The organism is Pseudomonas sp. QTF5 (assembly GCF_000512695.2).
Taxonomy (GTDB): domain Bacteria; phylum Pseudomonadota; class Gammaproteobacteria; order Pseudomonadales; family Pseudomonadaceae; genus Aquipseudomonas.
Map to the genome: position 1 here is coordinate 79,161 of NZ_AZRW02000007.1, position 18,889 is coordinate 98,049.

Genomic DNA, 18,889 nt, shown 5'->3' on the forward strand with positions numbered 1-18,889 from the left:
ACTCAACCACCCGCAAATAAGCAAAAAAATGCAAAGCAGATTCAGTGACTACGCCGAAGAAGAGTTTATTCAACTCATGCAGGAAATCCGGGCCGCGAACAAGAATGTACCGGACGAGATTCTCGATCCTTTGCTAAAACAATTTTGCAAGATTACAGGGCATCCTGACGGAACCGACCTCATTTACTATCCCGAAGAAGGTGCAGACAACTCAAATGAAGGCATCACACAGACTGTGAAGGAGTGGCGTGCAGCTCAGGGCCTGCCGGGATTCAAAAGCGAGTGATCCCAAGTGGCAAATTTGGCCGAGATTGAGCATGTCGGTACAGGTTCAGTGAACGGGACAGCCCCCCGCACTTGGCGCAGGAGCTGCCCAGACGCTTACTGAGCTTGAATCAACTTGCTTTCAGCGACGCCAGCGCGGCCTGTTTTGTCGTCGACAACTTGCAGGTTAACCACCTCGCAATAGTTACGCCGAACGACACGCAGAGATTCACAGGGAGGACAGGCAATGACTCTGAAAAGCAGCGTTTCAGATTACACAGAAGAATTCATCAGGCTGCTTCAACGCATCATAGGAAACGAGGAAAACGAAGAGGAGGAAAACAGGCTTGTGCATCACTTCAACACCATAAGTGAACACCCAGCAGGCTCTGATTTGATCTTCTACCCGGAAGATGATGCTGATGATTCGGCAGAAGGCATCACACAGACTGTAAAGAAATGGCGTTCAACTCAGGGTCTGCCAGGTTTCAGAACTGATCCTGAAAACTGAAGCCGTCCCCATGAGCAAACGACGTCGCCGACCTGATTCGATATCGGGGTGACAATTAAAAAGATCGCAGCCTTCGACAACTCCAGATTCGATGTACGCCGCAATATCGTGGTCGAACACAATCCTGGGAGCTGCCGAAGGCTGCGATCTTTTGCTTTTAAGCCTTGACCGGTTCCAGCACCAATTCCACCGTCTCAGGCCGTTTGAGCACCGAATACGTCACCGCCGTCAGCAAACTCCCGGCCACGATCGCCAGCAGATACAACAGCGCATGGTTGATCGCATTCGGAATCAGCATCACGAACAACCCACCGTGCGGCGCCATGAGTTTGCAGCCGAAATACATCGACAACGCGCCGGTCAGCGCGCCGCCAGCGATGCTCGCCGGAATCACCCGCAGCGGGTCTTTCGCCGCAAACGGAATCGCCCCCTCGGAGATAAAGCACAACCCCAATACCAGCGCCGCTTTACCGGCCTCGCGTTCAGTCTGGGCGAACTTGCGCCGGGCAATGAACGTGGCGATGCCCAGGCCAATCGGCGGCACCATGCCAGCGGCCATGGTTGCGGCCATCGGTGCATAACTTTGCGACGCCAGCAGCCCTACCGAAAACGCGTAAGCCGCCTTGTTGATCGGCCCGCCGAGGTCGACGCACATCATGCCGCCCAGCAGCACACCGAGCAGGATGGCGTTGGTGGTGCCCATGCTGTCGAGGAAGTGCGTGAGCCCCGCGAGCATCCCGGCCACCGGTTTGCCGACCACGTAGATCATCACCAGACCGGTGAACAGGCTCGCCAGCAACGGAATGATCAGGATCGGTTTCAGTGCCTCAAGGCTCTGCGGCAAGCGCGCGTAGCGGTTGATCGCCTGGGCCGCATAGCCGGCGATGAAACCGGCAATGATCCCGCCGATGAAACCGGCGCCCAGGGTGCTCGCCAGCAAACCACCGATCATCCCCGGCGCCAGGCCCGGGCGGTCGGCGATCGAGTAGGCGATGTACCCCGCCAGCAGCGGCACCATCAGCTTGAACGCGGTCTCGCCGCCGATCTGCATCAGCGCCGCCGCGAGCGTGCCTTCCTCCTTGAACGCGGTGATGCCGAACACGAAGGACAAGGCGATCATCAGACCGCCCGCCACCACCATCGGCAGCATGTACGACACACCGGTCAGCAGGTGTTTGTAGAGGCCGGTCTTCTCTTGTTTGGCCGGGCCTTTGGCGCCCGTCGAAGCGCTTTCCTGCCTGCCTTCGGCAAGGGCTTTGTTCAGCGTTGCTTCGGCCTGTTTCAGGGCGATGCCGGTGCCACAGCGGTAGATTTTCTTGCCGGCGAAACGCTCGGTGGCGACTTCGATGTCTGCCGCCAGCAGCACCACGTCAGCATCGGCAATCGCCTCTGCGCTGAGTGGATTGCGTGCGCCGACCGAACCCTGCGTTTCCACTTGCAAGTCGTAACCCAGGCGTTTGGCCGCTTGCTGCAAAGCTTCGGCGGCCATGAAGGTGTGGGCGACGCCGGTCGGGCATGCGGTGACGGCCACCAGGCGCGGTGCATTTTTAACCACCGCAGCAGGCTCGGCGGTGGCTTCGGGCGCGACGTAAACCTCGGCCTCTTCTACCCCGCGACGCAGCAGTGCTTCGACATCTTGCAAGGCCTGGGCCGGGGTGCTCTGGAACACGCGTTTGCCGACGAACCGCGACATATCCACTGGCCCGCTGGTGACCAGCAACACCCACTCAGCGGCTTCAAGGGTCGAGGCCGACAGTTGACGTTCCGGATGGGCCGCATCAACCACTTCGACACTGGTGCTCCAGCCCTGACGCTGGGCGGCTGCATCAAGCAGACGAGCACACAGCACACTGGTGACCATGCCGTTCGGGCAGGCCGTAACAATGGCTAACTTCATGTCAAACCCTCTTATTGTTCTGTCAGGGGGCGCACGCGCACGCCCTGTTCAAGCCGCGCCAGTTGCGCGGCATCGCCGATACCAAAACCGATCTGGGTGACGGCCATGGCGGCAATCGCGGTGGCGGTGCGCAAGGTTTGTTCGGGCGTATCGGCGCTGAGCAACCCATGCAGCATGCCCGCCAGCAACGAATCCCCCGCACCGACAGTGCTGACCACGCTGACCTTGGGCGGCGTGGCGTGCATGGCCGAGCCGACACTGAACCAGTTCACTCCGTCGGCACCATGGGAAATCACCACGTGCTCGATGCCATGGGCATGCAAGCGGCTCGCCGCTTCGGCTTGGGCGGTCACGCAAACCACCTCGCAATCCAGCGCCTCAGCCAGTTCTTCGGTATTGGGTTTGATCAGCCATGGGCCGGCCGTCAGACCTGCGCGCAAGGCTTCACCGCTGGTGTCGAGCGCCACTTTCAGACCACGCTTTTTCAAGCGCTGGATCAACTCGCGCAACCACTGAGGATTCACACCACGGGGCAAACTACCGGCCACGACAACTGCGTCATGCCCTGGAGCAATCTGGTCGAGACGATCGAGCAAAGCCTGCTGCGCCGCTTCACTGACCCTCGGCCCCGGACCGTTGATATCGGTGATGCGCCCATCGCTTTCCGCCAGTTTGATATTGCTGCGGGTCTCGCCCGGGACGCGGACGAATGCATCGGTAAAGCCGCGTTTGGCGAATAGGGTTTCGAACGCCTGAAGGTTGTCTTCCCCGAGAAAACCGCTGACGGTCAGCTGATGACCGAGGTCGGCCAGCACTTGGGCCACATTCACCCCTTTGCCGGCGGCGTGGGTGTGCATTTCGTCGCTGCGGTTGACCTGACCGGGTATCAGATGCGGCAACTGAACGGTGAGGTCCAGCGCCGGGTTAAGGGTCAGGGTTAAAATCTTGGCCATTACAGGGCCTCCACTAATGCGCGGACTTCGTTCGCGCTGCCCACGGCCAGGGCCTGTTGGGCAAGGGTTTGAGTCTGGGTCAGGCTGAGTTCACGAATACGTGCCTTGACCTCGGCAATGCTGCGGCCCGACACGCTCAACTCATCCACACCCAGGCCCACCAGCACCGGCACCGCCAGCGGATCGGCCGCCAGTTCACCGCACACGCCGACCCACTTGCCATGAGCATGAGCCGCACGCACGGTGATGTCGATCAGTTGCAGCACCGCTGGATGCAAGCCGTCAGCCTGGGCCGACAAGGTGGGATGACCACGGTCGATGGCCAGGGTGTATTGCGTCAGGTCGTTGGTGCCGACGCTGAAAAAGTCCACCTCTTTGGCCAGCACCGGCGCCAGCAAGGCGGCCGACGGTACTTCGATCATGATCCCCAGTTGCAGGTCCGCAACCGGGATCTCCAGGCGCAGACGTTCGGTCATGTCCCGAGCCTGACGCCACTCATCGACGCTGCCGACCATCGGGAACATGATCCGCAATGGACGGTTGTCAGCCGCTCGCAGCAAGGCGCGCAACTGCGCTTCCATGACCTGCGGGCGTTGCAGGGTCAAGCGAATGCCACGCACACCGAGGAACGGGTTTTCTTCTTTCGCGATCGGCCAGTACGGCAGCGGTTTGTCACCACCGACGTCGAGGGTGCGCACCACCAGCGGTCGACCGGCCAAGCCATCGAGTACGCGACGGTATTCGACTTCCTGAGTCGCCTCGTCCGGCGCTTGCGGGTGGGCCATGAAGATCAGTTCGGTGCGCAGCAGGCCAATGCCTTCGGCGCCCTGCTCCACCGCGCTGGTGACACCGGCGCTTTCACCGATGTTGGCGAACACTTCCACCGCGTGACCATCGGTGGTCAGCGCCGGTTGATGGCGTTGTTCAGCGGCGGCTTTCAAGCGCAGTTCGCGGGTATCCCGCTCTTCGGTGGCGCGTTGCAAGGTTGCGGCATCAGCGTCCACGTGCAGGCGACCGCGTTGGCCATCGATCAACAGCGGTGTGCCCGGCTTCAGCAGCAACACGGCGGCACCGGCGCCCACCAGCGCCGGAATACCGAGGGCACGGGCGACGATGGCGCTGTGGGCCGTGGCACCACCGCGAGCGGTGAGGATGCCGGCTACGCGCGTCGGATCGAGACGCGCCACATCGGACGGACCGACTTCGTCCATCACCAAAATGTACGGCTGCGCGGGCTCGGCCGGTGTTTCGACGCCACTCAATTGCGCCAGCACCCGACGGCCAATATCGCGCAAGTCAGCGGCACGCTCGGCGAGCAAGGCGTCCTGCAGCGATTCCTGTTGTTTGGCGGCCGCTTCAATCACCGCCATCCATGCCGCTTCGGCGCTTTCGCCTTGCTTGAGGCGAGTGTCGACTTCGTCGGTCAGTTCCGGGTCGTCGAGCATTTCCTGATGGGTGATGAAAATCTCGCGAATCGCCTTGGCCTTGCTGCGCTCGATCAGGGCTTCGATGTCGCGACGCACATCCGCCAGCGCTTGCTTGAGACGTTCACGCTCGATGGCGGCGGACTCACCGCGCAGCGGGTAATCAATGATTTGCAGCACTTGAATATGCGCCGGGCCGATGGCAATCCCCGGTGCGGCGGCAATCGCCTGAACCAGGCTGCCGGACTTTGGCGCGAGCAGCACTTCGACGACTTCGGCGAGCACTTCGCGCTGTTGGCTCACGGCCGGCAGTGGCTCGACTTCTTCACCGAGGCCTTCTTCGATGGCCGCCAACAAGGCTGGCAAGGCGTCGGCGGCGATAGTCGGTTCGGCGATGAATTCCAGCACCTGACCGCGACGGGCGCCAAGGCTGAGCAGTTTGCTCAAACTCTTCACCGATACCGCGCTGTCATGGCCATCGACAATGCGCACGCGGATTTCGCCTTCAAAGCTTTTCGCCAGTTGCGCGAGGATCTTCGCCGGGCGCGCATGCAAACCGTGGGCGTTGGCCAAGGCAATGCGTACGCTCGGCCAATCCGCCGGCACTTCACCGCCGAGGACTTCCAGCACCGCGCGACTGCTGGTGGCACGGCCCAATTCATGACCCCGGCCTTCGATCAGCAACGCGCAAAGGCGTTCGAGCAGCGCCTGATGGGCTTCACCGAGGCTGGCCAGGCAGAACAGACCGCTCAACGGCTGACCGAGGTAACGTATGGGTTTATCCGGGGTGACGAAGGCCAGGCCCGGACGCTTCACCGTTTGTTCGCTGTGCAGCCACCACAGGCCATCGCCCAGGGGCAGCGCTTCGACCTGCTGTAAAACGCCGGCAAAACCATTGCTCACGCAATCGGCCTGCCGCAACAAACGGGCACCGCGCCAGACCAGTTCTTCAAAGTCATCGGCGGAAACACTGAGGCCGATCATCTGTGCGTCCAGCGCCAGTTCTTGCGGCGCGCCTTGCAGCAGTTTCAGCAAGGCTTCGGCGGAACTGGCGCGGCGCAGAGCCTGGCCCAGATCGGTTTCACCGAGGGCGCGGGTCAGCAGTTGCAGCAGGCGCAGGTGTTCATCGGATTTGGCGGCGATACCAATCGCCAGATAAACGATCTGGCCATCGCCCCAGTCCACGCCGTCCGGGAACTGCATCAGCCGCACGCCAGTGGCGAACACCTGATCGCGGGTTTCCGGGGTGCCGTGGGGGATGGCAATACCTTGGCCGAGAAAGGTCGAGCCCTGGGTTTCCCGGGCCTGCAAGCCCGCAAGGTAACCGTCGGCCACCAAGCCATCGGTCACGAGTCGGTCAGCGAGCAATTGCAAGGCGGTGGCTTTATCCATAGCCGACTGGCCCATGGATATCTGCTCTATGGTGAGCTCGAGCATGCTTTCTCCTTTTTGGCGCCGTGTGACGCCAGGTATTGTTTTGATTGATTCAGCTTAGGCCCTTGGGAGCACCTTTTCAGGGGCAGTTTTGGCGGTTTCGCGGCAGAACCGTCCAAAGCGACCTGTAACGTAGAAAATACGCCTGCTGAAACGTTTAATCTAGAATGTTAGGCACGTTACTCGATAATGTCTCATCCTTGAAGTCCAATTGTCGGATCTGCTGCGACAATGGTCGCCTGCCCGAATCGGGTAGGATTGGCGAAAATGTCGGGCAAGCTCGAACAAATAAGGAAAACCCGGGTTGAAACTCAGTGATATTGCACAGTTGGCCGGCGTCTCCGTGACTACCGCCAGTTATGTCATCAATGGCAAGGCTGAACAGCAACGCATCAGCAGTGCCACCGTCGAACGCGTGCGTGCGGTGGTCGAACAACATGGCTTCACACCCAACCCTCAGGCTGCCGGGTTGCGCAGTCGGCACACCCGCACCCTGGGCTTCATTCTGCCGGACCTGGAAAACCCCAGTTACGCACGCATTGCCAAACTGCTGGAACAAGGCGCCCGGGCTCGCGGCTATCAGCTGCTGATCGCCAGCTCCGACGATGCGCCGGACAGCGAACGGCAATTGCTGCAACTGTTCCGCGCCCGCCGCTGCGATGCACTGATCGTCGCCAGTTGCCTGCCGGCCGGCGACGACAGTTATCGCCAGTTGCAGGCCAAAGGCATTCCGATCATCGCCATCGACCGGGTGATGGAGCCTGAGCACTTTTGCTCGGTGATCAGTGACGACCGTGAAGCCAGTCTGCAGCTTACCCGCAGCCTGCTGGACCCGTTGCCCAAGCAGATCGCGCTGATCGGTGCCCGTCCCGAATTGAGTATCAGCCAGGAACGAGCGGCGGGTTTCAAGGAAGCGCTGAACGGCTTCAAAGGCGAGGCGCTGATCGAACACGGTGAGTCGTTCAGCCGTGAATGCGGTAAACAATTGATGGAAGAGTTGCTTCAGCGCCTGGGCCATTTACCGGATGCGCTGGTGACCACGTCCTACGTGCTGCTTCAGGGCGTGTTCGATGCCTTGCACGACTTCCCGCTGAAAACCCGTCCGCTACGCCTGGGTACCTTCGGTGATACGCAGTTGCTGGACTTCCTGCCACTGCCGGTCAACGCCATGTCCCAGCAGCATCAGCTGATCGCCGATAAGGCGCTGCAACTGGCGCTGGCGGCCATTGAACAGGCCGATTACCAACCCGGCGTGCAGGCCATCGCGCGGACCTTCAAGCAGCGAATTCATCAGGACTGAGCCGTGGAACTGATCGACACCCACACTCATCTGGATTTCCCGGATTTCGACGTGGATCGTCAGGCGCTGCTAACCGAGAGCCGCGCCCTCGGCGTGCGACGAATGGTGGTGCTGGGGGTTTATCAGGCCAATTGGCAGCGGGTCTGGGACTTGGTGCAGAGCGATCCCGATCTGCACGCGGCGTTCGGTTTGCACCCGGTGTATCTGGATGACCATCGCCCTCAGGATTTGACCGAACTCGGTGACTGGCTGACGCGTCTGGCGGGCCATCGGCAGTTGTGCGCGGTGGGCGAGATCGGCCTGGATTACTTCATCGAAACCCTGGATCGCGAACGTCAGCAGGCGCTGTTCAACGCTCAATTACAACTGGCGGCGGACTTCAATCTGCCGGCTCTGATTCATGTGCGACGCAGCCATGCGACGGTGATTGCCACGCTCAAACGATTTCGCTTGAAGCGCGCGGGGATCATTCATGCCTTCGCCGGTAGCCAGGAAGAGGCTCGCGAATACATCAAGCTGGGTTTCAAACTCGGCCTCGGCGGTGCCGCGACCTGGCCGCAGGCCCTGCGCATGCACCGCGTGCTCGCCGGTTTGCCCGTTGAATCGGTGGTACTGGAAACCGATTCACCGGACATGGCCCCCGCCATGTTTCCCGGCCAACGTAACAGCCCGGCTCATTTGCCGGCAATCTGCGAGGCACTGTCCGCCCTCATGGCGATCAGCCCCGAACGATTGGCTGCTGCCAGCACGGCCAATGCGTGTGAGCTGTTCAACTGGTAATCAGTCGCCACATACATCCCCTGTGGGAGCGGGCTTGCTCGCGAAGAGGCCGTCACATTCAAAATTGATGTGACTGATAGACCGCTTTCGCGAGCAAGCCCGCTCCCACATTGGATCTGCTGTGTCGCGTCAAACCCGGAACGCGCTGATCAATTGCTTGAGTTCCACTACCTGAGCCGACAACGCACGACTGGCATTTTCAGTCTGGTGCGCGCCTTCGGCGGTGCGCTCACCGGCGCGGTTGATCTCGACGATGTTCTGGTCGATGTCGTGAGCCACCGCAGTCTGCTGCTCTACCGCAGCGGCGATCTGCTGGTTCTGGTCGACGATCATACCGACGGCGCCGAGGATGTTTTCCAGCGCCTGCTGGACCTTTTCCGACTGCCCGACCGTGCCGTTGGCCATCTGATGGCTGGTGCCCATCGCCTTGACCGCCGCACCGACACCGCTGTGCAGCTTGGCGATCATCTGCTCGATTTCTTCGGTCGATTGCTGGGTGCGTTTGGCCAGGGTCCGGACCTCGTCCGCCACCACCGCAAAACCACGGCCCTGCTCGCCCGCGCGTGCAGCTTCGATGGCCGCGTTGAGGGCCAGCAGGTTGGTCTGTTCGGCAATGCTTTTGATCACTTCCAGCACACGACTGATGGACTGGCTGTCGCTGGCCAGTTGATTGATCACCCGCGCCGACTGATCGATCTCACTGGCCAGTGCAGCGATGCTGCCCTGCTGGGACTCTACCAGCCCGCGCCCGCTAATGGTCTCGTCGTTGACGCTGTGGGCGCTGCTGACGGCCGCCGCGGCACTGCGCGCCACCTCCAGAGAAGTGGCTGACATCTGGTTCATCGCGGTGGCGACCTGCTCGATCTGCGTACGCTGCCCCGCCACCGCCTGATTGCTCTGGGCGGACACGTTTTCGACCTGGCCGGCCTGGCGCTCGACCTCACTGACGGTCTGGCCCACCCGCTCGATCAGATCATGGATTTTCTTCACGGTGCCGGTGAATACCTCGCCCAACTCGCCCAGTTCATCACGGCTGTTGGCGCTGAAGGTCACGGTCATGTCCCCGGCCGCCACCTTGTCCATCACCGCGCCAAGACGCTTGAGGGTGGTGCGGGTCGAGGCATAGAAACCGCCGTAGAGGTAAAAAATCAACACAAACACCAGCGCCAGCGCCACTGCCTGCAGGATCATGTGAGTGCGGTGCTGCTCCAGCCGCTGCTGCAACTGGGTACCGAGAAATTTCAGGGTGGCTTCATTGAGCTGGTAAGTCTGGTCGATCAGGCCCGTGACCTGATCGTAAAAGGTCTGCCACGGTGCATCGAGGGTGTCAGCCATCACCACTTGTTCTTCGAACAGTTCACTGGCCTTTTTCAGCGAGGCCTTACTGCGTTCGGCCTGAGCAGCCAGGGTTTCGTGCGCCGCTTTACTGGAGCCCAGAGCGTCCTGCAGCTTCAGGCCGTATTCGGCCTGAAGCTTTTCGATCTGCGCCAGCAACTCATCGAAACGGGTGCTCGACGCCGAATTGAGAAAGCCCTGCCCCAACGAGTAAGAACCCATCGCCCGGCCTTCGCCGAGCGTCTGGGTGACGGCTGGCGTGACGTTGGTAATGAGCTCGCTCAGCTGACGCATGTCGCTCTGGCTGTCGCGGCTCAGGCCTGCCTGACTGGTGATGATCTGGCTGAAAATCTGCGCGTTGCCGAGCAACTTGCCGATCAGCGCACTTTTGCTTTGCAAGGAGTTTTCCGTTTGCTGGGCCTTGAACGCGGCGATCATTTCATCGCGCTTGCCATCGAAAAAGGCGATTTGCTCCGGGTCAGTGGTCATCGCCGCCAGCCCTTGCAAACGGCTCAGAACACTTTGCTCCAGGGCGCTGATATTCGATTCGATATTGCCGGCCTTGCCGGACTGGCCGAGGGTGACATTGATCTGCACCAGGTTGTTCAGGGTTTCCAGGTCCCGGCGCAGGCTCAGGCCGCTGCCCAACAGGTCGAGGCTCTGCAGCTCGACCCGTGTGCCCTGGAATTCGCGATAGGAATCGCGCACCAGATAGAAGTTGGTCACCAGCATCGGCACGAGGAATAGCACGCTGATCAGGCTGAACTTCATGCCGAAGCTCAGGCGGTTCATTAGCGCGACGGCGGGATAGAGCAAGCTCTTCACTGTGAAGTCTCCCTTTGAATTCTTATTTTTATGGCAGGCGCGCAGAGACAGCAGATAGCCACTATTGGCGCTATCTCTGTATAGCCTAAATCGGCGGAGGGTTTTGTAACTTAAGGTTAACGACAGGGTGCCGTTGTTGGAGCGGATGAGCCCCCTGTGGCGAGGGAGCTTGTCGGAACGCCGCACCGTCCCGCTCGGCTGCGAAGCAGTCGTAAATCCGGGCAACCCGGTCTGTCTGAAAGGGTGCTGGGGGGCCGCTTCGCGCCCCAGCGGGAGCAAGCTCCCTCGCCACAATGATATTCACTTGAGATGTATCGTGGTTAGGACAAAACAGTCCACAACGCAAAACCGGCATACCAAAGCACTGCCGCACGCAGCAGCAGTTCCCAGATCCGGTCGAGGCTGTTGATGCCGTCCGGCCCGACCATCGGTGCCGGAATTTCACCAGCCACCAACCCGACCTTCTCGATCAGTTGGGCGGCGCTGATGTTCCAGTTCAGCAGTTCGTGCAGCATCACCCGGCCGACCGCGACAAAGTTGCCGACCAGCGCGAAGCTCGCCGCCAGCAGGCGCACCGGCACCCAATCGAACGCATGACGCAGCTGTGCCGCTCGCTCGACCACGGCCGGGTTCTGCCCATGCTCCTCGGCCAGCGCCAGCAGTCGATAGCTCAACGCTGCAACCGGGCCCAGCAGGAAGTACCAGAAGATCACCGCGAAAAAGCTCTGATAGGCCTGCCACAGCAGATGCCCTTCAACTCGCTCTAGCAGTTGCTCGCCACTATCAGCGCAAATATTCAGATCACGTTTAGCCACATGGGCGGCGGCTTGCAGGTCTTCCCGGCGCCAGGCATCGCGGAACGGCCCGAGGCGGGCCAGCAGATCACCACGGCCCAAACTGTAAATCACCACCAGCAGGTGCACCGGTAACGCCAGCAAACCGTAGGCCACCGGGTCCAGCACCACCAACAGCAAACCCAGCAGCGCCACCGGCAACAACACCAGCACCACCAGTATCAGCCACGGACGGTTTGTCATGCGTGGGTTGGCTTCAAGCTTGTGCAGCTCACGCACCCAACCGCCATCACGTTGAACCCGATGGCGCAGGGCCGAGAACTTCTCGATCCACACCGCCAACAGCAGCACCAGAAAACTCATTGTTACTCCTTTTTTTCCAGAGCAGCTTTTGCCAGAGCCGCACGATAGCGTGCCCAGTCAAATGCCGGTCCCGGATCAGTCTTGCGCCCGGGTGCGATGTCGCTATGCCCGCAGATGCGTCGCGTGGTGATACCTGTGAAGGCGCTTTGCAGCTGTCGGGTCAGGGCCGTCAACGCTTGATATTGGGCGTCGGTGAACGGCAGATCATCCGTGCCTTCGAGTTCAATGCCCACGGAAAAATCGTTACAGGTTTCCCGTCCTTCGAAACACGAGACGCCAGCGTGCCAGGCGCGCTCAAGACAAGAGACAAACTGAGTGACGGTGCCGTCACGTTCGATCAAAAAGTGTGCAGACACCCGCAGATCGGCGATTCCTGCAAAGTAGGGATGTTCCGTGACATCCAGACGATTCTGAAAAAATTCCTGCACCTTGCCGGTCAGAAACTGCGCGGGCGGCAGACTGATGTTGTGGATCACCAGCAGGGAAATTTCGCCCTCGGGGCGCGCATTGAAGTTGGGCGAGGGGCATATGCGCACGCCCTGACACCAACCGCTCGCGGGGTCCAACTGCATACAGGTTCCTTCAACGACGACTGTGTTGGTGCCCAGTATGCCGCGATAGACCCTCGGCGCGCGATCACTTGCCGCGATTGAGACGCCGCAGGTTGCCCAGCACCGACTCCAGCGCCCGGTCGAACAGCAAGGTGTCGTCCAGCGTTCGCACCGCGCCACGCCGGAACTGCAGGGCCAGCCCGGTACGGCTGTGCTCCAGCACTTTCATCCCGGTACGGCTGACGAAGATGTACTTGCCGGTGGCTTCAATGATCGCCGCCAGCTTGCAGCGCAGGGTGTTTTCCTCGTCGTCCTGAAACTCGACCCAGCAGCCCGGGTGCAGTTGATCGACTTGAAGCAGTGCGACGTCGCCCTCCGGCAAACACACCGAGACCTTCTCGACCGGGCCTTCATCAGCGGTGCGAAGCACGATTTCCTGCTGCACCTGGATCATCATCGGTCCGCCAACAGGCGTACTGTTCTGGCCCGGGCGTTCGAACAGCTGAACGTGCAACGCTTCCAGCTCGCTGAAAAACTCGCCGGTGGCGAACGGGTCGAATGCCGAGCTGTTCAACCCATCGCGCAACGACTTGAGCAACCCCGGCACCAGCGCCAACAAGCGCAGGCTCGCATCGGGTTCGTCATGACGCTGCACGCTCCAGATCAATTGTTCCATGGTCTGCACATCGGCATGCCATTCGGCGGACTGATCACCGTGCTTGAGGCCGGTCAGCAACAGCACTTTGCTCCAGGCCTCCTGGACAAACGCCACCACGCTGGGCGGCAACACCTTGCCCACCAACGCCTGGTTCAGCGCCTGCTCGACGCGCTGACGTGCCAGTTCGGTCCTCGCGCGGCCTTCTTCGGCGTCACGGGTGCGCTGCTCGAGTAATTCGCTACGACGGCGCTCGTCACTGGTGAAGGCGAGAAAATCCGCCAGCAATTCGGAAAAGATCGCCGGGTCATCGACAAAATCGTTTAACAAGCGCTGCACCACTTGCTCGATGCGCAGGTACAGGCTGTCGCGCTCATGGTCATCGCATTCGCCCCAGCCCATGGCCGCAGCGGCGATTTCGTTGAGCAAACGCCGGGCTGGATGGCTATTGCGGCTGAAAAAGCTCTTGTCGAGCACCGCGACTTTCAGCATCGGTATCTGCAAACGGCCGATCAACGCCTTGAGGGAGTCCGGCAGGTTGCGGTCATCGAGGATGCATTCGAAGAGCATGGCGATCAGGTTGATCACATCTTCGTCGGCCACCCCCACCACGCGGGATCTGCCGCTTTTGACGCTGACCCGGGTCAGCAGTAGTTCGAGCTGGTTACGCAGATCGAAGTCATCCTGAGCCGCCAGCGCCGGCACGTATTGTTGCAAGTGCGAGAGCAGGCGCAGCAGGTCGCGGGTGGAAATGGGCTGGGTCTGGGCACTGACTTCCAGGGTCGGCGCAACGCTGCCACGCACATGGAGCAGCAATTCCTGCAATGCGGCGAAGACCTCCTGCACGCCATCGTCTATCTGAGGATTGCCGGAGCGCCCCCCAGCTTCGACGGGGGCGGCATGAACACTCGCCACCGCCCGATCAATGGCACGCCGCGCCGGGGCGGGCTTGAGATCCGGCAGTACGCCAGTAGCGATCAGCAATTGATTGGCTTCGGCGTAGAGCTGATCAGCATTGCTGAGCACATAACGCTCGAACAGTTTGAGGATGATCAGCTTGACCTTGATCTCCATGCCCAGGTTGCGCCCGGCCTGCAAAAAATACTCGCAGAGCAGCGTCGGCCCCAGGGGGTTGTGCTGTTCGACCAGCGTCTTGCTCAGCAGTGTGCTGAGTCGAGCGGTGAGCTGGTCGAGGGCGAAACCGTCGCGATTCAGCACTTTGCCGACCATGGCCTCTACCGCCACGTTGCGCTCCATGTCGTCATTAGGCATCGACGCGCAGGCATCGAAAGCCAATGCCCGGGGTAAGGCAGCTTGGGAAATGTCGTACTGCGCAAGGCTGACGAAGGCCTCGAAGAATTGCTCGAGAAATCCGCGTTCGATGCTTTTGCGCTTGAGGCGCAAATCGCGCATGGCCTCGAAGAAGATGTTTTGCTCGACATTATTTCGGGCCCGGTCGGCCATTTCGAACAGGGTGTCGTCGGCGTTATCGAACAGCTCCTGCAAACCTTGCTTGAGCTGTTGAGCGGCCTTGTCGCGAACCTGAAGCAGAATCACGGGCAGGCGGGCGAGCGGCGAGTGAATCGCCTGGTCGGTAGTCGCCTTGAGTAAAGGCACTACATTCCCGTCGTTGTGCATCCAGGCCTCCTGAGACGGTGATGCTTCGATTCGGTAAGAAAGATCGAGCGCGCAGACCCCACAGCCGGCGCTCAACAGAGACACTCGTCACCGTTGTCATTCGGAATCCAAAATTACGTCAAAGCCATGACGTCAAATGAAAGGCGGATTATCTGCAAAAGACCTTCCTTGTACCAGCGGACTCTGCGCTTCCCGGGAAACTAATTGAGAACGCCCCCTGGCACTGATTGCTCGCGCGAATCGACCAAATGCAGGTTTGCGAACGAGGGAATGGCCGTTGATACCTTGGGTTGCCTCGCAGCATGGCCCTATAATCGGGCCACTTTGTTTGTGGAGCCCGTTATGCCGAATCTACGTCTCGCCGATTTGACCGCCGAAATCGAAGCCAACGTGCGCCGTGCGTTGCTCGAGGACATCGGCAGCGGCGACATTACCGCGCAACTGATCCCGGCCGAACGCCTGGCCAAAGCCACCATCATCACCCGTGATGCCGCCGTTATCAGCGGAACCGCGTGGGTCGATGCCGTGTTTCGGCAACTGGATCCGCGGGTCGCCGTGCACTGGCAGGTGAGCGACGGCGAGCGAGTGAAACCCAATCAGGTGCTATTCCACCTCGAGGGCCCGGCACGCTCGCTACTCACCGGCGAACGCAGTGCTCTTAATTTCCTGCAATTGCTGTCAGGTGTAGCCACTCGCGCACAGTACCTGGCCGATTTCGTCGCCAAGACTCAGGTGAAGTTGCTCGACACTCGCAAAACCCTGCCAGGGCTGCGTCTGGCCCAGAAATACGCGGTAACCTCCGGCGGTTGCCACAACCACCGCATCGGCCTGTATGACGCCTTCCTGATCAAGGAAAACCATATTGCTGCCTGCGGTGGAATCCCTGAGGCTATCGCTGCCGCGCACAAGATCGCCCCGGGCAAACCGGTGGAGATCGAAGTGGAAAACCTGGCGGAGCTCAAGGAAGCCCTGGCTGCGGGTGCGGACATCATCATGCTCGATGAGCTGAGCCTGGACGACATGCGCGAAGCCGTGCGCCTGAACGCCGGCAAGGCAAAACTGGAGGCCAGCGGCGGCATCAACGAAAGCACGCTGCTGCCCATCGCCGAAACCGGGGTGGATTATATTTCGATTGGTGCGATGACCAAGGATGTGAAGGCTGTGGACCTGTCGATGCGACTGAGTCTCTGATCACGCCTTTGATAATAAAAAATGCCAGCCTGATAAAGGCTGGCATTTTTTTTAGACCACCAGATTATTCATCTCGCAGTACTCTTCCCACTCGACGCCCAATACCTCGGCCGCCTCCTTGTGCAGCGCCAGGCGCGCAGCCTCGAACTCTTCCGGAGTTGTGGTGTATTTGAGCGTCAACTCCCACGGCTGCAAGCCCTGAGCTTCCGCCTCATCCTCGAACGCCCACTGGATCTGGTCTTTCTGATCGTCGGCGGGCAAGTCCTTGATCTCTTCCAGCAACTGGGGTGCGTCCAGCACGTACTTTTTCAGGGCTTCTTCGTGTCTGGCTTCTTGGGTCAATTCTTTAACGGTCATGGCGTTCTCGCTGATCTGGGGAATGGAAGATGGATCTGGATCATCAAGGATCTCTCTGACGCAAAAAAACCGTTTTAAGCCCGGTTTGTCTGGCCTTCAGAACCATTCGGGATCATCTGAAAACAAAGTGTCGCTGGTGCCCGAGACAGGAATCGAACCTGCGACCTTCGCGTTACGAGTGCGCTGCTCTACCGACTGAGCTACACGGGCGGTGGGCTAAACCTAGCACCGACTTCAGGGTCAGGCAACTTCGCGACGCGTCTCAATTTTTCGCAGGCAAAAAAATACCCCGCAGCGTCCACTGCGGGGCATTTCTACAACGTTGAAGCGGTCAGGCGAAGGGGGTGATTAAACGCCCGAAGCCTTGGCTGCTGCTACGTCTTTGATGGACAGTTTGATACGGCCGCGGTTGTCCACGTCCAGTACCAGCACTTCCACTTCCTGGCCTTCTTTCAGGATGTCGGTCACTTTCTCGACGCGAGCATCGCTCAGCATGGAGATGTGAACCAGACCGTCCTTGCCCGGCAGGATGTTGACGAATGCGCCGAAGTCGACGATGCGCTCAACCTTGCCGACGTAGATCTTGCCGATTTCAGCTTCTGCGGTGATGCCCAGAACGCGCTGACGTGCCGCTTCAGCCGCTTCCTTGGTTTCGCCGAAGATCTTGATCGAACCGTCGTCTTCGATGTCGATCGAAGCCTTGGTTTCCTCACAGATCGCACGAATGGTCGCGCCGCCTTTACCGATGACATCACGGATTTTGTCGGTGTCGATTTTCATCGCGATCATGGTCGGAGCGTTTTCCGACAGCTCGGTACGCGACTGGCCAATGATCTGGTTCATCTGACCGAGGATGTTCAGGCGCGCTTCCAGGGCTTGGCCCAGAGCGATTTCCATGATTTCTTCGGTGATGCCCTTGATCTTGATGTCCATCTGCAGCGCGGTAACACCTTTGGCGGTACCGGCTACTTTGAAGTCCATGTCGCCGAGGTGATCTTCGTCACCCAGGATGTCGGTCAGGACAGCGAATTTCTCGCCTTCTTTAACCAGACCCATGGCGATACCGGCAACCGGTGCCTTCATCGGAACGCCGGCATCCATCAGAGCCAGGGAAGCGCCGCAGACCGAAGCCATGGAGCTCGAACCGTTGGACTCGGTGATTTCCGACACAACACGAATGGTGTACGGGAACACGTCGGCAGCAGGCAGCATGGCCTGAACCGAACGACGGGCCAGACGGCCGTGACCGATTTCGCGACGACCAGCGCCACCCATGCGACCACACTCACCTACCGAGAACGGAGGGAAGTTGTAGTGCAGCATGAACGGGTCTTTTTTCTCGCCTTCCAGGGTGTCCAGCAGCTGTGCGTCACGGGCAGTACCCAGAGTCGCGACTACCAGGGCCTGGGTTTCGCCACGGGTGAACAGGGCCGAACCGTGGGTCTTCGGCAGAACGCCGACTTCGATGTTCAGCGGACGTACGGTCTTGGTGTCGCGACCGTCGATACGTGGCTTGCCGTTAACGATGTTTTCGCGAACGGTGCGGTATTCGATTTCACCGAAAGCCGCTTTGACTTCAGCGGAAGTCGGTTGACCTTCTTCACCGGACAGCTTGGCAACCACCAGGTCTTTCAGCTCCCCCAGACGTGCATAACGGTCGGCTTTGATAGTGATGGTGTAAGCCTGGGAGATCGCGTCGCCGAACTCGGCACGGATAGCACCCAACAGAGCGGTGGCTTCTGGCTGTGGAGCCCAGGTCCAGGTTGGCTTGGCTGCTTCGGCGGCCAGTTCCTTGACGGCGTTGATCACCACCTGGAACTCGTCGTGAGCAAACAGTACAGCGCCCAGCATCTGGTCTTCGGTCAGCTCTTTGGCTTCCGATTCAACCATCAACACGGCTTCCGAAGTACCGGCAACAACCATGTCCAGGCTCGAGGCTTTCAGTTGTTCGTAAGTCGGGTTCAGCAGGTAACCGGTGCTTTCGTGGAACGCAACGCGGGCAGCGCCGATCGGGCCATCGAAAGGAATGCCGGAAATGGCCAGGGCAGCCGAGGTACCGATCATCGCAGCGATGTCCGGATCGGTCTTTTTGCTGGTGGAAACGACGGTGCAGACAACCTGCACTTCGTTCATGAAGCCTTCTGGGAACAGCGGACGGATCGGACGGTCGATCAGTCGGGAAGTCAGGGTTTCTTTCTCGGAAGGACGGCCTTCACGCTTGAAGAAACCGCCAGGGATCTTACCGGCAGCGTAAGTTTTTTCCTGGTAGTGAACAGACAGAGGGAAGAAGCCCTTGCCTGGATCGGCTTGCTTGGCACCGACAACGGTCACCAATACGCTGACGTCGTCGTCAACGGTGACCAATACTGCGCCGGAGGCCTGACGGGCGATACGGCCAGTCTCGAGGGTAACGGTCGACTGACCGAACTGGAATTTTTTGATTACCGGGTTCACGGTGTCCTACCTTCTTTTGTGGCTCTTGGGGAACTTGTCTTCTTGCGAAATTCTTGGGCAATGTCGGGAATCGGCCCAACGCCTGTCCAGGGTAAAACGTATATCCAGATAAAACTTGAGGCTGGGAGCCTGCCATGCGCCAGCGGGAAATCCACTGACGCAC

Annotated in this window: 14 protein-coding genes, 1 tRNA gene and 1 pseudogene; 5 read left to right on the plus strand and 11 right to left on the minus strand. The window is 60.0% G+C overall.

Annotated elements, in window-relative coordinates; genetic code table 11:
* Nucleotides 1–28 precede the first annotated feature (28 nt).
* Both IC37_RS07960 and IC37_RS07965 read left to right on the plus strand, forming a co-directional pair.
* Entirely contained in the window at nucleotides 29–286 is a 258-nt protein-coding gene (locus IC37_RS07960; RefSeq protein ID WP_030128063.1) for a bacteriocin immunity protein, read from the plus strand.
* A 225-nt stretch (nucleotides 287–511) separates the two neighbouring features.
* On the plus strand, nucleotides 512–775 hold the full coding sequence (locus IC37_RS07965; RefSeq protein ID WP_030128064.1) for a bacteriocin immunity protein: 264 nt from the start codon (nucleotides 512–514) through the stop codon (nucleotides 773–775).
* Nucleotides 776–932: 157 nt separating this feature from the next.
* On the opposite strand, the gene IC37_RS07970 is transcribed toward IC37_RS07965, so the two are convergent.
* The 3 genes from IC37_RS07970 to ptsP are packed head-to-tail and all read right to left on the minus strand — an operon-like array spanning nucleotide 933 to nucleotide 6,486.
* A complete protein-coding gene (locus IC37_RS07970; protein WP_030128065.1) occupies nucleotides 933–2,672 on the minus strand; it encodes a PTS fructose-like transporter subunit IIB in 1,740 nt (579 codons plus the stop codon).
* An 11-nt stretch (nucleotides 2,673–2,683) separates the two neighbouring features.
* Nucleotides 2,684–3,625, minus strand: coding sequence for a 1-phosphofructokinase (pfkB, locus tag IC37_RS07975; RefSeq protein WP_030128066.1), 942 nt, complete (start codon nucleotides 3,623–3,625; stop codon nucleotides 2,684–2,686).
* Nucleotides 3,625–6,486, minus strand: coding sequence for a phosphoenolpyruvate--protein phosphotransferase (gene ptsP, locus IC37_RS07980; RefSeq protein WP_030128067.1), 2,862 nt, complete (start codon nucleotides 6,484–6,486; stop codon nucleotides 3,625–3,627). The genes pfkB and ptsP overlap by 1 nt, the downstream gene beginning before the upstream one ends.
* Nucleotides 6,487–6,787: 301 nt before the next feature.
* Between ptsP and cra the strand changes: the two genes are divergently transcribed.
* Together cra and IC37_RS07990 are read left to right on the plus strand one after the other, a co-directional pair.
* A complete protein-coding gene (gene cra, locus IC37_RS07985; RefSeq protein ID WP_007900424.1) occupies nucleotides 6,788–7,783 on the plus strand; it encodes a catabolite repressor/activator in 996 nt (331 codons plus the stop codon).
* 3 nt (nucleotides 7,784–7,786) lie between these two features.
* Nucleotides 7,787–8,563, plus strand: a complete 777-nt coding sequence (locus IC37_RS07990) for a TatD family hydrolase (RefSeq protein ID WP_030128068.1) — start codon at nucleotides 7,787–7,789, stop codon at nucleotides 8,561–8,563.
* 129 nt (nucleotides 8,564–8,692) lie between these two features.
* Here IC37_RS07990 and IC37_RS30890 read toward each other — a convergent pair whose 3' ends face one another.
* From IC37_RS30890 to IC37_RS08010, 5 genes and pseudogenes are all read right to left on the minus strand, one after another.
* The gene (locus IC37_RS30890; RefSeq protein WP_371916313.1) at nucleotides 8,693–9,622 is read right to left on the minus strand and encodes a methyl-accepting chemotaxis protein; all 930 of its coding nucleotides are present in this window, start codon (nucleotides 9,620–9,622) and stop codon (nucleotides 8,693–8,695) included.
* Nucleotides 9,599–10,690: pseudogene (locus IC37_RS30895) on the minus strand (methyl-accepting chemotaxis protein); the annotation flags it as partial. The gene IC37_RS30890 and the pseudogene IC37_RS30895, both read right to left, overlap by 24 nt.
* Before the next feature lie 353 nt (nucleotides 10,691–11,043).
* Nucleotides 11,044–11,880: a regulatory signaling modulator protein AmpE gene (gene ampE / locus IC37_RS08000; RefSeq protein ID WP_030128070.1), complete on the minus strand. Its 837-nt coding sequence runs from the start codon at nucleotides 11,878–11,880 to the stop codon at nucleotides 11,044–11,046.
* A gap of 2 nt (nucleotides 11,881–11,882) precedes the next feature.
* Nucleotides 11,883–12,452, minus strand: coding sequence for a 1,6-anhydro-N-acetylmuramyl-L-alanine amidase AmpD (ampD, locus tag IC37_RS08005; RefSeq protein WP_030128071.1), 570 nt, complete (start codon nucleotides 12,450–12,452; stop codon nucleotides 11,883–11,885).
* Nucleotides 12,453–12,516: 64 nt separating this feature from the next.
* Nucleotides 12,517–14,724 (minus strand): DUF1631 domain-containing protein, encoded by a 2,208-nt coding sequence (locus IC37_RS08010; protein WP_030128072.1) that lies wholly within the window; start codon nucleotides 14,722–14,724, stop codon nucleotides 12,517–12,519.
* A gap of 342 nt (nucleotides 14,725–15,066) precedes the next feature.
* On the opposite strand from IC37_RS08010, the gene nadC reads away from it, so the two are divergent.
* Nucleotides 15,067–15,915, plus strand: a complete 849-nt coding sequence (gene nadC, locus IC37_RS08015; RefSeq protein ID WP_030128073.1) for a carboxylating nicotinate-nucleotide diphosphorylase — start codon at nucleotides 15,067–15,069, stop codon at nucleotides 15,913–15,915.
* A gap of 51 nt (nucleotides 15,916–15,966) precedes the next feature.
* Here nadC and IC37_RS08020 read toward each other — a convergent pair whose 3' ends face one another.
* The 3 genes from IC37_RS08020 to pnp all read right to left on the minus strand — a co-directional run bounded on the left by IC37_RS08020 (nucleotide 15,967) and on the right by pnp (nucleotide 18,726).
* Complete coding sequence (locus tag IC37_RS08020; protein ID WP_030128074.1) at nucleotides 15,967–16,272, minus strand: DUF6388 family protein; 306 nt, start codon at nucleotides 16,270–16,272, stop codon at nucleotides 15,967–15,969.
* Between the two features lie 134 nt (nucleotides 16,273–16,406).
* Nucleotides 16,407–16,482, minus strand: a tRNA-Thr gene (locus tag IC37_RS08025).
* A gap of 138 nt (nucleotides 16,483–16,620) precedes the next feature.
* Entirely contained in the window at nucleotides 16,621–18,726 is a 2,106-nt protein-coding gene (gene pnp, locus IC37_RS08030; protein ID WP_030128075.1) for a polyribonucleotide nucleotidyltransferase, read from the minus strand.
* Nucleotides 18,727–18,889: the final 163 nt, after the last annotated feature.